This window comes from Bacillus sp. S4 (assembly GCF_040838205.1).
In the GTDB taxonomy this organism is placed as follows: Bacteria; Bacillota; Bacilli; order Bacillales; family Bacillaceae_G; genus Bacillus_A; species Bacillus_A cereus_U.
Genome location: NZ_JBFPJI010000002.1, coordinates 12,420 through 26,298 on the forward strand (window position 1 = coordinate 12,420; position 13,879 = coordinate 26,298).

A 13,879-nucleotide genomic window follows, 5' to 3' on the forward strand; every position below is an offset into this window, starting at 1 on the left:
TTTAGTTATTAATAAATTTTTCAAAGACAAAACCGTAATCTTTCACGTTATATTGCTTTTTCGTATCAACGAGCCAGTTAAAGGCGATATCGTTCATTTCTTTAAACTGTTCTGCTAAATTTACTTGTGCATTTGAAATACGGCTGAAAGCGTTAGATGCCATATCTAAACTTTTATGTGCATACTGCAATGTAATGTCGTTGTCGTATGAAATTTCTTCGATTTTAAGAAGAGCCTTATATAAATCTTTTAATTCTTCAATATGTTTTTTATGAACATCAATTGAGTAATGCTCATCTCCCATTTGAAATTTAATTTCTACATCTAAATCAATCGTTCCTGCAGTTTCGAGTGCTACGTTTTTAATTTGATATTTACTATAGCTAAAGCGGCGTAATGTACGTTTTTTGCTTGTGGCACTTGTACCATCTAGATGAATTAATCCTTTGTTTGTGAAACAATATTCATCCGATTTTGATTTAATAAGAAAGTAAATTTTCTCCCCATCTTCATGCATCACGTAATCATCAGCTTCAACCTTATCATAATCTTTTGGTGTAATGACAGAACCTACATCGCTTAATCCTAAAACATCAGCAGCCATTTTTTTGAACATATATAATCCCCCTTATAAATTAAATTCTTAATTGTACAAAAATATATTAACATGATTTTAAACTTATTTTTGAAATCTTACAATTCTGTAAGGTAAGTGTAAGGAAGTTCGATGGTAACAAATTACTAATCCTATATAATGAAGATAACAACGATACATGAGGAGGAAGAGATGATGAAAGGATTAATCGTAACGGGTTTAACAGTAGCTTTTGGGTTTGTGGCGTATGAAAAGTTAACATATGTAATTGATGTTGTAAAACATTTAGTAGCGTAGAAAAAACTGCCATGAGAGGGAAAGGGAATGAGTGAATGAATGGAATGGTTATTTGGAATTATAGGTACTTGTAGTGTAGTTTTATTGTTCTTTGTCCCGAGTGGTATACTTAGTTCGACAACAAGTTTGTTCTTTTTAAGTTTGTTTGCTTGTACGATGCTTATTATTATGTTTTTGATGAAGCGAAGTAAACCGATCTTCTATTTTAGCATGATTGTTATGGCAATTATTTTTCTCCAAATTATTACCCTTGTTATATACCCCACAATTATAAAAGCTTTCCATTAATGATGAATCCTCTGCTTCTGTTGCTGAGGGTTTTTGTTTGTGAAAAATGAATTTCATTTAAAGGTTTTTGCTTTTTTGTTACGAAAATAGAATATTCCTATATTTCAAATAAATAATTTTGGAATGTTGTGTTCTCATTACGCATTTGATATATTTACTTTGAAGATCATTAAAATCTAGAAAAAGAGGCGGACGTATGGATAAAAAAGAAAATACGGTCGTATTGTTTCCGCAACTATCAGAACGCTATATTGATAAAGGTTTTTTAGCGTTGAAAGAGCGGGAATTCGAAGATGCATTGCGCTGCTTTGAAATATTACGTCAGTATAATGCAGAAACGGAACAAACAGAATTAGCTTCAGTTATTTGTTTGCTAGAATTAAAACGTATGGAAGAAGCGAAAGAAAAATGTGAGCAGTTGCTTGAAATAGGAGCTGTATTATTTGGTGATATTCTTGAAACGTATGTAACTATTTTAGTTCAAACAAATGATTATGAAGGTGTCATCGAAACTGTTGAGGAAGTTTTGCAAACGAAAGATATAAATCCTGAGCAAAAGGAAAAATTGGCGCAGCTTGCTTTGTTTGCGCAAGGGATGCTGAATGAAGAAGATATACCGCTAGTGGATTCGAATTTTGAATTAGAAGAATTTACCGAGGGGCTTTTTGGAGAAAACTTTGGTCAAAAGCTAAGAGTGATCCAGAAACTTTCGTTAAAAGACCTGGATCTCGCACTTCCTACTTTAAAGAAATTTTTAATAGACGAAGATCAGCACCCTTATTTAAAAACTTCTATTTTGTATAAAATGGTAGAAAATCAAATAGAAGAAGAGGTAGAAGTAGAGAAGTTTGGAAATACGATAAAGGTGATTCCAGCATTTACGGGTCATAATGAGGAGCAATCCGATAAAATTATACATAAATTCTCAAACCGATTAGAGCAAAATTATCCAGATATATTTGATGCGATGGTTACATACTGGAAAGAATTACAAATTAGCATTTTCCCATTCCCTCTATTAATGGACAAAGTAGAAATTTGGGCTGCCGTCTTAGAGAGAATTGGAAGAAAGCGTTTCGGATTGGCTATTGATGAAGAAGAACTTATGACAGCATACAATATTGAGTTTGAGGAATTTCATATTGCCTATCAATGGTTACTGCGCATTGAAAGAGAAGGGTATTTGCCCGTATAATTATGAAAAAGAATCGTTCAGTTATTGAAACGAGCACATTCTATGTTATAATGTAAGGGTTGCAAAAGGCAGAAATCTGCCTGTTTGTAAGAGAAGAGGAGTATAATTCTCTTACTTAATATGTTTCATATTAGTCTCGAACAAAATATACCGTAGTTGTCTTTTAGACAATTAGTAGATTGGAACATTGTATCTGAAAGCTTTTTGCTAGAGGGTTATTTGTACATTTGTTATTTCAAAAAAGAGATAATAAAAATCTTAATCTATAGAGGTATGTGCATACATTATTATAGTTGGAGGGAAAGAATAAATGTCTACAAAATGGGAAAAATTAGAAGGTAACGTTGGCGTTTTAACAATCGAAGTTGATGCTAAAGAAGTAAATAACTCTATCGACGCTGCATTCAAAAAAGTAGTAAAAACAATTAATGTACCAGGTTTCCGTAAAGGAAAAATGCCTCGTCCATTATTCGAACAACGCTTTGGTATTGAATCTTTATACCAAGATGCTTTAGATATCATCTTACCAAAAGCATACGGTGAAGCAATCGATGAAGCTGGTATCTTCCCAGTTGCTCATCCTGAGATTGACATCGAGAAATTCGAAAAAGGCCAAAACTTAATTTTCACTGCAAAAGTTACTGTAAAACCTGAAGTTAAATTAGGTGATTACAAAGGTTTAGCAGTAGAAAAAGTTGAAACAACTGTAACTGACGAGGATGTAGAGAACGAAGTAAAAGCTTTACAAGAGCGTCAAGCTGAACTAGTTGTTAAAGAAGAAGGAACTGTTGCAGATGGTGATACAGCTGTAATCGACTTCGAAGGTTTCGTTGATGGCGAAGCATTTGAAGGCGGAAAAGGCGAAAACTATTCTCTTGCAATCGGTTCTGGTACTTTCATCCCAGGTTTCGAAGAGCAAGTAATTGGTCTTAAATCTGGTGATTCTAAAGAAGTTGAAGTATCATTCCCAGAAGAGTACCATGCTGCTGAATTAGCTGGTAAACCAGCAACATTCAAAGTAACAATTCACGAAATCAAAACAAAAGAACTTCCTGAGTTAAACGACGAGTTCGCTAAAGATGCTGACGAAGAAGTTGCAACTCTTGATGAATTAAAAACAAAACTTCGTACAAACTTAGAAGAAGGCAAAAAGCACGAAGCTGAGCACAAAGTACGTGACGAAGTAGTAGAATTAGCTGCTGCTAACGCTGAAATCGACATTCCAGAAGCTATGATTGACACTGAGTTAGATCGTATGGTTCGTGAATTCGAGCAACGTTTAAGCCAACAAGGTATGAACCTTGAGCTTTACTACCAATTCACAGGTACTGACGCTGACAAATTAAAAGAGCAAATGAAAGAGGATGCACAAAAACGTGTAAGAATCAATCTTGTTCTTGAAGCTATCATTGAAGCTGAAAACATCGAAGTTACTGAAGAAGAAGTAACTGCAGAAGTTGAAAAAATGGCTGAAATGTACGGTATGCCAGTAGACGCTATCAAGCAAGCTCTTGGAAGCGTAGACGCTTTATCTGAAGATCTTAAAGTGCGTAAAGCTGTAGACTTCTTAGTAGACAACGCTGCATAATAAAATAACAAGGCGCGATTTTAATCGTGCCTTGTTTTATAAATATAGAAATATATTTATAAAACTTTTCGATGAAGAAGGAAAAGTTCCTTTGTAAGTCGAATATACATATTTCAAAAGTTTTAAAATTTTTTTGTTTGTACATAACTAGTCATATTATTTGTATTTCTCGCCACGTAGTGACATAATATGTATTTACATACGATACATTTATCGTGTACATACGAAGGCAAGAGGTTAGCACTTTGTAAGGGGTGTGAAAATATGTTTAAATTTAATGATGAAAAAGGTCAATTAAAATGTTCTTTCTGTGGTAAAACACAAACGCAAGTTCGAAAGCTAGTTGCAGGTCCAGGTGTTTACATTTGTGACGAGTGTATCGAGCTTTGTACTGAAATTGTACAAGAGGAGCTTGCGAAGGACGAAGAAGTAGAATTCAAAGATGTACCGAAACCGGTAGAAATTCGTGAAATCTTAGATGAGTATGTCATCGGACAAGATAACGCGAAAAAAGCTCTAGCGGTAGCGGTATATAACCATTACAAACGCATTAATTCTAACAGCAAAATTGATGATGTAGAATTGGCGAAGAGTAATATTTCACTTATTGGGCCAACTGGTAGTGGTAAAACATTATTGGCACAAACATTAGCGCGTATTTTAAATGTTCCATTTGCGATCGCGGACGCAACATCTTTAACAGAAGCTGGATATGTAGGGGAAGATGTAGAAAACATCTTACTAAAATTAATCCAAGCAGCTGATTATGATGTAGAGAAAGCGGAAAAAGGAATCATTTATATTGATGAGATTGATAAAGTGGCACGTAAGTCCGAAAATCCATCAATTACACGTGATGTATCTGGTGAAGGCGTACAGCAGGCACTTCTGAAAATTTTAGAAGGTACTGTAGCAAGCGTTCCACCTCAAGGTGGTCGTAAGCACCCGCATCAAGAGTTTATTCAAATTGATACAACGAACATCCTATTCATTTGTGGTGGAGCGTTTGATGGCATCGAGCCTATTATTAAACGTCGCCTTGGTGAGAAAGTAATTGGATTTGGTGCTGAGAAGAAAAATGCTGATGTAAATGAGAAGCATGTTTTATCTCACGTTTTACCAGAGGATCTTTTAAGATTCGGTTTAATTCCGGAGTTTATCGGTCGTCTTCCAGTTATTGCGAACCTAGAGCCGCTTGATGAAGATGCTCTTGTAGATATTTTAACTAAACCGAAAAATGCACTTGTTAAGCAATTCCAAAAACTATTGGAGCTTGACGATGTTGAGTTAGAGTTTGAAGAAGGTGCACTAGTTGAGATTGCGAAAAAAGCAATTGAACGTAAAACAGGTGCTCGTGGACTTCGTTCTATTATTGAAGGCTTGATGCTTGATGTAATGTTCGAACTGCCATCTCGCAAAGATATCGAGAAGTGTATTCTTACGAAAGAAACAGTAGCTGATAATGAACCGCCGAAATTGGTGTTACAAGACGGCACTGTACTTGATACAAAAACATCTGCATAATGCGAAGAAGAAACAGCAATTTTTATAATTGCTGTTTTTCTTTATGTTTAGCACTATTCCTCCCAGGAAATACTAAAAGGTAAAACATAGCGGGAGGAAATGAATTATGAGCTGGACAAATATATTTTTACTTGTTCAACTTGTTTTTGGCGTAATTGTCGGATTGTATTTTTGGCACTTACTTCGAAATCAGCGAACACAAAAAGTTTCAATTGATCGAGAATCGAAAAAAGAATTAGAGCAGCTTCGTAAAATGCGTGAGGTTTCTTTAACAGAGCCACTTGCGGAAAAGGTACGTCCTACATCCTTTATAGATATTGTAGGGCAAGAAGACGGGATTAAGTCGTTAAAAGCGGCTCTTTGTGGTCCTAATCCGCAACATGTGATCATATACGGTCCGCCAGGTGTCGGAAAGACAGCGGCAGCACGCCTTGTATTAGAAGAAGCGAAACGAAATCCGAAATCTCCATTTCGTACAAATGCAACATTTATCGAACTTGATGCAACGACAGCTAGGTTTGATGAGCGTGGTATTGCGGATCCATTAATTGGTTCAGTGCATGACCCGATTTATCAAGGAGCAGGTGCAATGGGGCAAGCGGGTATCCCGCAACCGAAAAAAGGGGCTGTAACAGATGCGCATGGTGGTATTTTGTTCATTGATGAGATTGGTGAATTACATCCAATTCAAATGAATAAAATGCTGAAGGTGTTAGAAGATCGGAAAGTATTTTTGGAAAGTGCGTACTATAGTGAAGAAAATTCGATGATTCCAACGTATATACATGATATTTTTCAAAAAGGTTTACCTGCAGATTTTCGCTTAGTTGGTGCAACGACGCGTTCACCAGAGGAAATTCCTCCTGCAATTAGGTCGCGTTGTTTAGAAGTGTTCTTCCGTGAGTTAGATACAGAAGAAATTCAAAAAGTAGCGAAAAATGCAGCTGACAAAGTGGAAATGCAAGTAGGTGAGAACGGTATCGAAATGATTGGAATGTATGCAAGAAATGGACGAGAAGCAATTAATCTCGTGCAAATTTCTGCTGGTATGGCGATAAATGAAGAACGACCTTTCATTAAAGATGAAGATATTGAGTGGGTTGTTCATTCTAGTCAGCTTACACCAAAGTACGAAAAACGTATTTATCCAATTCCGAGAATCGGTCTTGTGAACGGGCTTGCTGTATATGGGCCGAATACAGGTACGTTATTAGAGATTGAGGTAACAGCTATTCCTGCGAAAGATAAAGGGTCAGTGAATGTCACTGGAATTGTAGAAGAGGAAAGTATTGGTAGTCAAACGAAATCAATCCGCCGTAAAAGTATGGCGAAAGGTTCTGTTGATAATGTGTTAACAGTCCTTCGTTCTCTAGATGTGTTGCCAGAAGGGTATGATATACATATTAATTTTCCTGGTGGTATCCCGATTGATGGTCCGTCAGCAGGTATTGCTATGGCAACAGGTGTCTATTCAGCGGTGCATCGTACGTATGTGAATAATGAAGTAGCGATGACAGGTGAGATAAGTATCCACGGAGAAGTGAAGCCTATTGGTGGTGTGTACGCAAAAATAAAAGCTGCGAAAAAAGCGGGAGCTAAGAAAGTCATCATTCCGGCTGAAAACATGCAACCATTTTTGTATACAATAAAGGGAATTGAGATCATTCCTGTTCGCAAATTAAAAGAAGTATTTGAATTAACATTTATGCAGGAAAATATGCATCGTGAGCTTGATGCACATACTGCTTTGGACGAAACAGATGCGCAATCAATGTGAGAATATACAATAATAAAAATTTGCCAGACTTCGTTTAAGTTTGTATGCTTAAGCGGAGTCTTTTTTCTTTTCGTGAGGCACAAAAAAACAGGGGATTTACAATTGCGAAGAATCTCTGCAATTGCATCTAGATGTATTGTAATATAAAATAGTTGAACAGGAGTTTAATTTATTATGGAGGTGCTATGTCTAGTATGAATACGAATGAAAGAATTGTGCCCCTCCTACCATTAAGAGGCATTCTCGTATATCCAACGATGGTTCTGCATCTTGATGTAGGACGTGATAAATCGATACAAGCACTAGAGCAGGCGGCAATGGATGAAAATATCATCTTTTTAGCAATGCAAAAAGAAATGAATATCGACGATCCGAAAGAAGATGACATATATAGTGTAGGTACAGTGGCGAAAGTGAAGCAAATGTTAAAATTGCCGAACGGTACGCTTCGTGTCCTTGTAGAAGGTTTACATAGAGCAGAAGTAGTAGAGTTTATCGAAGAAGAAAATCTGGTACAAGTTTCTATTAGAACAGTAACTGAAGAAGTAGAAGATGATTTAGAAGAGAAGGCTCTTATGCGTACGTTACTGGAGCATTTCGAACAATATATTAAAGTTTCGAAAAAAGTTTCAAATGAAACATTTGCAACGGTAGCTGATGTAGAAGAACCCGGAAGACTAGCTGATTTAATTGCTTCTCACTTACCGATTAAAACGAAGCAGAAACAAGAGATTTTAGAGATTGTATCTGTGAAAGAACGACTACATACACTTATTTCGATTATTCAAGATGAACAAGAGTTACTTAGCCTAGAAAAGAAAATTGGACAAAAAGTGAAACGTTCAATGGAGCGCACGCAAAAAGAATATTTCTTACGTGAGCAAATGAAGGCGATTCAAACTGAACTTGGCGATAAAGAAGGCAAGGGCGGGGAAGTTGAAGAACTTCGTGAGAAAATTGAACAGTCGGGAATGCCTGAAGAAACAATGCAGGCTGCACTGAAAGAATTAGATCGTTATGAAAAGTTACCTGTAAGTTCTGCTGAGAGCGGTGTAATTCGTAATTATATTGATTGGTTATTAGCGCTTCCGTGGACAGAAGCAACAGAGGATATGATTGACCTCACTCATTCGGAAGAAATTTTAAATAAAGATCATTACGGTCTTGAAAAAGTGAAAGAGCGAGTACTTGAATATTTAGCTGTACAGAAGTTAACGAATTCATTAAAAGGACCAATTCTTTGTCTAGTAGGCCCTCCTGGGGTTGGGAAAACTTCGTTAGCGCGTTCTATTGCAACATCGTTAAATCGTAATTTTGTACGTGTTTCTCTTGGTGGTGTGCGTGATGAATCTGAAATTCGTGGTCACCGTCGTACATATGTAGGAGCGATGCCAGGACGTATTATTCAAGGTATGAAAAAGGCGAAAACAGTTAATCCAGTCTTCTTATTAGATGAGATTGATAAAATGTCTAACGATTTCAGGGGAGACCCATCAGCGGCGTTACTTGAAGTGTTAGATCCAGAACAAAACCATAACTTCAGTGATCATTACATTGAAGAGCCATATGATTTATCGAAAGTTATGTTCGTTGCAACTGCTAATACACTTGCAAGTGTTCCGGGCCCATTGCTTGACCGTATGGAAATCATTTCGATTGCTGGCTATACAGAACTTGAAAAGGTACACATTGCTCGTGAGCATTTATTGCCGAAACAATTAAAAGAGCACGGCCTACGAAAAGGTAATTTGCAAGTGCGTGATGAAGCGCTTCTTGAAATTATTCGTTATTATACACGCGAGGCTGGTGTTCGTACGTTAGAGCGTCAAATTGCAAAAGTTTGTCGTAAAGCAGCAAAAATTATCGTTACAGCAGAACGCAAGCGCATTGTTGTAACAGAGAAAAATATTGTTGATTTACTTGGTAAGCATATATTCCGTTATGGTCAAGCTGAAAAAACAGACCAAGTTGGTATGGCAACAGGTTTAGCTTACACAGCAGCGGGCGGCGATACACTTGCAATTGAAGTGTCTGTAGCGCCAGGAAAAGGGAAATTAATTTTAACAGGGAAACTTGGGGATGTTATGAAAGAATCCGCACAAGCCGCGTTTAGCTATATTCGTTCTCGTGCAGAGGAACTTCATATTGATCCGGATTTCCATGAGAAAAACGATATTCATATTCATGTTCCAGAAGGAGCAGTTCCAAAAGATGGACCGTCAGCAGGTATTACGATGGCAACGGCACTTATTTCTGCACTAACAGGTATTCCTGTAAGTAAAGAAGTTGGTATGACAGGTGAAATTACACTTCGTGGTCGTGTATTACCAATTGGTGGTTTGAAAGAAAAAACATTAAGTGCTCACCGCGCGGGATTAACAAAAATTATTTTACCGGCGGAAAATGAGAAAGATTTAGATGATATTCCAGAGAGCGTAAAAGAAAACCTTACGTTTGTGCTTGCATCTCATTTAGACGAAGTATTGGAGCACGCATTAGTAGGAGTGAAACAATGAAAGTAACAAAAGCAGATATTGTAATTAGTGCCGTTAAACCGGAACAATATCCAGACAGTGATTTACCAGAAATTGCCTTAGCAGGTCGTTCTAATGTCGGGAAGTCTTCCTTTATTAATAAAATTTTAAATCGTAAAAAGTTAGTACGTATTTCTTCTAAACCAGGAAAAACGCAAACGCTGAACTTTTTCTTAATCAATGAAATGATGCATTTTGTTGACGTTCCAGGTTATGGATATGCGAAAGTATCTAAAACAGAGCGCGCGGCATGGGGCAGAATGATTGAGACTTACTTTACAACACGTACGCAATTAGACGCAGCTGTATTAGTAGTTGATTTACGTCACCAACCAACAAAAGATGACATTATGATGTATGATTTCTTAAAGCACTATGAAATCCCAACAATTATTATTGCAACGAAAGCCGATAAAATTCCGAAAGGGAAATGGCAAAAGCATTTAAAAGTTGTAAAAGAAACGCTTGCTGTTGAAATTGGCGATGAAATCGTTCTATTCTCTTCTGAAACAGGTCTTGGAAAAGAAGAAGCATGGAAAGCAATTCATAAAATGACAAAAACGAAAAACGCGTGACGAATGTCGCGCGTTTTTTTTTATTTACTAAACTTTTAGCGTACGTTTAATGTAACTTCAATATTTCCTCTTGTTGCTTTAGAGTAAGGACATACACCGTGAGCGGCTTCTACAAGTTCTTGTGCTTCGTTATGAGAAACACCAGCAACATGTATGTCAAGTACAGCAGACAGTCCGAAACCACCATCTGTATCTTTACCGATAGAAACGTGTGCAGTCACTTCTGTACTTTCCACTTTCACACGTTTTGTACGAATTACAAGTTGCAATGCGCTATCAAAGCAAGCTGCATAACCAGCTGCAAATAATTGTTCTGGATTTGTTGCCTCTCCGCCTGCGCCACCTAGTGCTTTTGGCATTTTTACATCAAGATTTAATATGCCATCATCTGAAATTACCTTACCGTTTCTTCCACCTGTTGCTGTTACTGAAGCAGTATATAATTTATCCATGTTTATTCCCCTTTTCTATCATTAATTTTTTTCATTGTTTCAATTAATGTGTTTAATTGGATTAATAAAGAATGATATTCTTGCTCTGTAATTCCTAAATTTGTAGCCATCGTTGTCGGTAATGAACAAGCTATTTCTTTTAAATCTTTACCTTGTTCTGTTAATTCAATACAAACTTTTCGCTCGTCTTCTTTTGAACGAACACGTTGTACAAGTTTTAATGATTCCATCCGTTTTAACATAGGTGTTAAAGTACCAGAATCTAAAAATAGACGTTCTCCAATTTCTTTTACTGTTAGTCCGTCTCGTTCCCAGAGTACGAGTAAAGTAATGTACTGGGGATACGTAATGCCCATTTCTTCTAAATAGGGTCGGTAAAAACGAGTAACCTCTTTAGAACAAGCGTAAATAGAAAAACAAAGTTGGTTATCTAGATGTAGAGGATTTTCTTTCATAAGCAACTCCTTATATTTTTAAATTGTGCACAATTTAATTTTGTAAAATCAATATAACGAAAAATAAATACAATGTCAAATGCATTGCATTGAGAAAGTGAGTACTATATTTTGGAACAATCATACATATTTTCCTTCATGATGAAAGAAGATAGAAAAGATGATGTTATAATTAATATGGAATAGTTTCCATCACTTGATTATGAGGACTTTTTTTGGTAACGTACAAATAGAGTTATTATTTTATAATCATTATAAAGTAGAGAGTTCTTTATTAATCTTACTGAAGCTCCTTTATTACATATGGAGAAAAAATAATCAGTTGTTCACACGATTGTCAGATTCATAAGAGGAAAGTTGTATTATGATAGTAGATAAAGTGATAAAACGGGTGAAGGGGGACATGCTGCGTGCATATTCTTGTTGTTAGTGTAAATTATCGAACAGCCCCTGTAGAATTTCGTGAGAAACTCACATTTCAGGCAGCAGAGCTAGAGCAAGCAATGACTACATTACAAAACCAAAAGAGCGTACTAGAAAATGTCATTGTATCAACTTGTAATCGCACTGAGATTTACGCTGTTGTCGATCAATTACACACGGGACGGTATTACATTAAGAAGTTTTTAGCTGATTGGTTTCAGCTTGAAATAGAAGAAGTCGCACCATACTTGTCTATTTTTGAACAAGATGGCGCAATAGATCATTTATTCCGCGTAACGTGCGGTCTAGATTCTATGGTTGTTGGAGAAACGCAAATTTTAGGTCAAATAAAAGATAGCTTTTTAGAAGCGCAACAAGTAAAAGCGACAGGTACAATTTTTAATGAGTTGTTTAAGCAAGTGGTTACGTTAGCAAAACGTGCGCACTCAGAAACAACGATTGGTGAAAGTGCGATGTCTGTTAGTTATGCTGCTGTTGAGCTCGGAAAGAAAATATTTGGCGATTTAACAGATTGTCATGTACTTATTCTTGGTGCTGGTAAGATGGGTGAACTTGCACTGCAAAACTTATACGGAAGCGGTGCTCGTAAAGTAACAGTTATGAATAGGACGCTTACGAAAGCGGAAGTGATGGCTGAGAAATATATGGGACATGCAAAGCCTTTAAGTGAATTGCAATGTGCATTATTAGAAGCGGATATTTTAATTAGTTCAACGGGTGCATCAGAATATGTCATTACGAAAGAGATGATGACGAAAGTAGAGAGAATGCGCTCTGGTCGTCCGTTATTTATGGTTGATATTGCAGTACCACGTGATATTGATCCTGCGATTGATGAATTAGAAGGCTCTTTCTTATATGATATCGACGATCTGCAAGGTGTAGTTGAAGCAAACCGTGCTGAACGTTTAAAAGAAGCAGAGAAAATTCAATTTATGATTGAAGAGGAAATGGTTTTATTTAAAACGTGGTTAAGTACGCTTGGTGTTGTACCGTTAATATCGGCTCTTCGTGATAAAGCGCTAGCAATTCAAAGTGACACGATGGAAAGTCTTGAGCGAAAAATACCAAACCTTAGTAATCGTGAGAAAAAAGTAATTAGTAAACATACGAAAAGTATTATTAATCAATTGTTAAAAGACCCAATTTTAGTAGCTAAAGAATTAGCTGCTGAAGAGGGAGCTGGCGAAAAATTAGCTTTATTTGCGAAGATTTTTGATTTAGAAGTGGAAGAAGCGGGAAATACGGAAGAAGTAGAACATAAAAGAGCGTGGACACCATCCGTTCCATCTTTATAACTTGGAAGGATGATCGGATGAGTTTTTTAAATAACAGTATTATTTATCATATTGCAATTATTTTATATGCTTGTAGCATTAGTTTATATTTTATAGATTATTTTCAAAGTAACCGAAAGGCGAACCGATTTGCTTTTTGGTTACTTTCGATTGTATGGGTATTGCAGTCTATCTTTATGTTGCTTAGGGCTACAGATTCAGAAACGAATCCTATTTTAACTTTATTGTCAGGGATTTATTTTTATGTTTGGTTATTGATTACGATGTCATTAGTCATTAATCGATTTATGCGCATTGACTTTTTAGTCTTTTTTACAAATGTTGTAGCATTTGGCGTAAGCGCTTTTTCTATTTTTACACCGCTCGGAAAGATGTCGCCAGTACTTGCAGAGCAATTAGTTTCAGAACTTGTATACGTGCATGTCGGTATGGCGATTATTTCTTATGCAACGTTTACTGTATCGTTTATTTTTTCTATTATGTATTTATTGCAATATCGGCTATTAAAAAAGAAAAAATGGAATGCGAGATTAAGAAGGTTAGGGAATTTGCCGAAGCTTGAATCTATGTCTTACGGATTAAATTTATTTTCTGTTCCGTTTTTCTTATTAGCAATTATATTAGGATGCATATGGGGATATACAAAATTGGATAATTTCCATTGGTATGATACGAAAGTAATCGGGTCTTTTGTCGTTCTATTTGTATATTGTGCGGGCTTATATTTACGAGCGGCAGATGTGTTGCAGGGTAAGAAAATTGTGCTGTGGAATATCGGGGCATTTCTCGTAATGCTAGTTAACATTTTTCTATTAAGCAGTTTATCTAATTTCCACTTTTGGTATTTATAATGAGGA

The 13,879-nt window shown here is 36.3% G+C and carries 12 protein-coding genes; 9 read left to right on the forward strand and 3 right to left on the reverse strand.

Annotated elements, in window-relative coordinates; translation table 11 throughout:
- Position 1: 1 nt before the first annotated feature.
- Entirely contained in the window at positions 2 to 616 is a 615-nt protein-coding gene (locus tag AB3X48_RS00405) for a PH domain-containing protein (protein ID WP_199715025.1), read from the reverse strand.
- 315 nt (positions 617 to 931) lie between these two features.
- On the opposite strand from AB3X48_RS00405, the gene AB3X48_RS00410 reads away from it, so the two are divergent.
- The 7 genes from AB3X48_RS00410 (at position 932) to yihA (ending at position 10,373) form a co-directional block, all read left to right on the forward strand.
- Entirely contained in the window at positions 932 to 1,180 is a 249-nt protein-coding gene (locus AB3X48_RS00410) for a hypothetical protein (protein ID WP_002112074.1), read from the forward strand.
- A gap of 196 nt (positions 1,181 to 1,376) precedes the next feature.
- Positions 1,377 to 2,375, forward strand: a complete 999-nt coding sequence (locus tag AB3X48_RS00415; RefSeq protein WP_016106250.1) for a hypothetical protein — start codon at positions 1,377 to 1,379, stop codon at positions 2,373 to 2,375.
- A gap of 310 nt (positions 2,376 to 2,685) precedes the next feature.
- On the forward strand, positions 2,686 to 3,963 hold the full coding sequence (gene tig / locus AB3X48_RS00420; protein ID WP_002112071.1) for a trigger factor: 1,278 nt from the start codon (positions 2,686 to 2,688) through the stop codon (positions 3,961 to 3,963).
- A 264-nt stretch (positions 3,964 to 4,227) separates the two neighbouring features.
- Positions 4,228 to 5,487 carry an ATP-dependent protease ATP-binding subunit ClpX gene (clpX, locus tag AB3X48_RS00425; protein ID WP_000472285.1) on the forward strand — a complete coding sequence of 420 codons (1,260 nt, stop codon included), beginning with the start codon at positions 4,228 to 4,230 and terminating at the stop codon, positions 5,485 to 5,487.
- A gap of 106 nt (positions 5,488 to 5,593) precedes the next feature.
- On the forward strand, positions 5,594 to 7,264 hold the full coding sequence (gene lonB, locus AB3X48_RS00430; RefSeq protein WP_002112070.1) for an ATP-dependent protease LonB: 1,671 nt from the start codon (positions 5,594 to 5,596) through the stop codon (positions 7,262 to 7,264).
- A 185-nt stretch (positions 7,265 to 7,449) separates the two neighbouring features.
- Positions 7,450 to 9,780 (forward strand): endopeptidase La, encoded by a 2,331-nt coding sequence (gene lon, locus AB3X48_RS00435; RefSeq protein WP_002112067.1) that lies wholly within the window; start codon positions 7,450 to 7,452, stop codon positions 9,778 to 9,780.
- On the forward strand, positions 9,777 to 10,373 hold the full coding sequence (gene yihA / locus AB3X48_RS00440; RefSeq protein WP_002088829.1) for a ribosome biogenesis GTP-binding protein YihA/YsxC: 597 nt from the start codon (positions 9,777 to 9,779) through the stop codon (positions 10,371 to 10,373). The genes lon and yihA overlap by 4 nt, the downstream gene beginning before the upstream one ends.
- Before the next feature lie 35 nt (positions 10,374 to 10,408).
- Here yihA and AB3X48_RS00445 read toward each other — a convergent pair whose 3' ends face one another.
- Together AB3X48_RS00445 and AB3X48_RS00450 are read right to left on the reverse strand one after the other, a co-directional pair.
- Positions 10,409 to 10,825: an organic hydroperoxide resistance protein gene (locus tag AB3X48_RS00445; protein WP_367958517.1), complete on the reverse strand. Its 417-nt coding sequence runs from the start codon at positions 10,823 to 10,825 to the stop codon at positions 10,409 to 10,411.
- A gap of 2 nt (positions 10,826 to 10,827) precedes the next feature.
- A complete protein-coding gene (locus AB3X48_RS00450; protein WP_002112064.1) occupies positions 10,828 to 11,280 on the reverse strand; it encodes a MarR family winged helix-turn-helix transcriptional regulator in 453 nt (150 codons plus the stop codon).
- A gap of 410 nt (positions 11,281 to 11,690) precedes the next feature.
- On the opposite strand from AB3X48_RS00450, the gene hemA reads away from it, so the two are divergent.
- On the forward strand, positions 11,691 to 13,022 hold the full coding sequence (gene hemA / locus AB3X48_RS00455) for a glutamyl-tRNA reductase (protein WP_002160352.1): 1,332 nt from the start codon (positions 11,691 to 11,693) through the stop codon (positions 13,020 to 13,022).
- A 17-nt stretch (positions 13,023 to 13,039) separates the two neighbouring features.
- Positions 13,040 to 13,873 carry a cytochrome c biogenesis protein gene (locus AB3X48_RS00460; protein ID WP_002112062.1) on the forward strand — a complete coding sequence of 278 codons (834 nt, stop codon included), beginning with the start codon at positions 13,040 to 13,042 and terminating at the stop codon, positions 13,871 to 13,873.
- Positions 13,874 to 13,879: the final 6 nt, after the last annotated feature.

Bases quoted from the DNA above. Each gene is read 5' to 3' on its own strand.
- AB3X48_RS00405 (WP_199715025.1), bottom strand. From the start codon at position 616: ATGTTCAAAAAAATGGCTGCTGATGTTTTAGGATTAAGCGATGTAGGT.
- AB3X48_RS00410 (WP_002112074.1), top strand. From the start codon at position 932: ATGGAATGGTTATTTGGAATTATAGGTACTTGTAGTGTAGTTTTATTG.
- AB3X48_RS00415 (WP_016106250.1), top strand. From the start codon at position 1,377: ATGGATAAAAAAGAAAATACGGTCGTATTGTTTCCGCAACTATCAGAA.
- tig (WP_002112071.1), top strand. From the start codon at position 2,686: ATGTCTACAAAATGGGAAAAATTAGAAGGTAACGTTGGCGTTTTAACA.
- clpX (WP_000472285.1), top strand. From the start codon at position 4,228: ATGTTTAAATTTAATGATGAAAAAGGTCAATTAAAATGTTCTTTCTGT.
- lonB (WP_002112070.1), top strand. From the start codon at position 5,594: ATGAGCTGGACAAATATATTTTTACTTGTTCAACTTGTTTTTGGCGTA.
- lon (WP_002112067.1), top strand. From the start codon at position 7,450: ATGTCTAGTATGAATACGAATGAAAGAATTGTGCCCCTCCTACCATTA.
- yihA (WP_002088829.1), top strand. From the start codon at position 9,777: ATGAAAGTAACAAAAGCAGATATTGTAATTAGTGCCGTTAAACCGGAA.
- AB3X48_RS00445 (WP_367958517.1), bottom strand. From the start codon at position 10,825: ATGGATAAATTATATACTGCTTCAGTAACAGCAACAGGTGGAAGAAAC.
- AB3X48_RS00450 (WP_002112064.1), bottom strand. From the start codon at position 11,280: ATGAAAGAAAATCCTCTACATCTAGATAACCAACTTTGTTTTTCTATT.
- AB3X48_RS00460 (WP_002112062.1), top strand. From the start codon at position 13,040: ATGAGTTTTTTAAATAACAGTATTATTTATCATATTGCAATTATTTTA.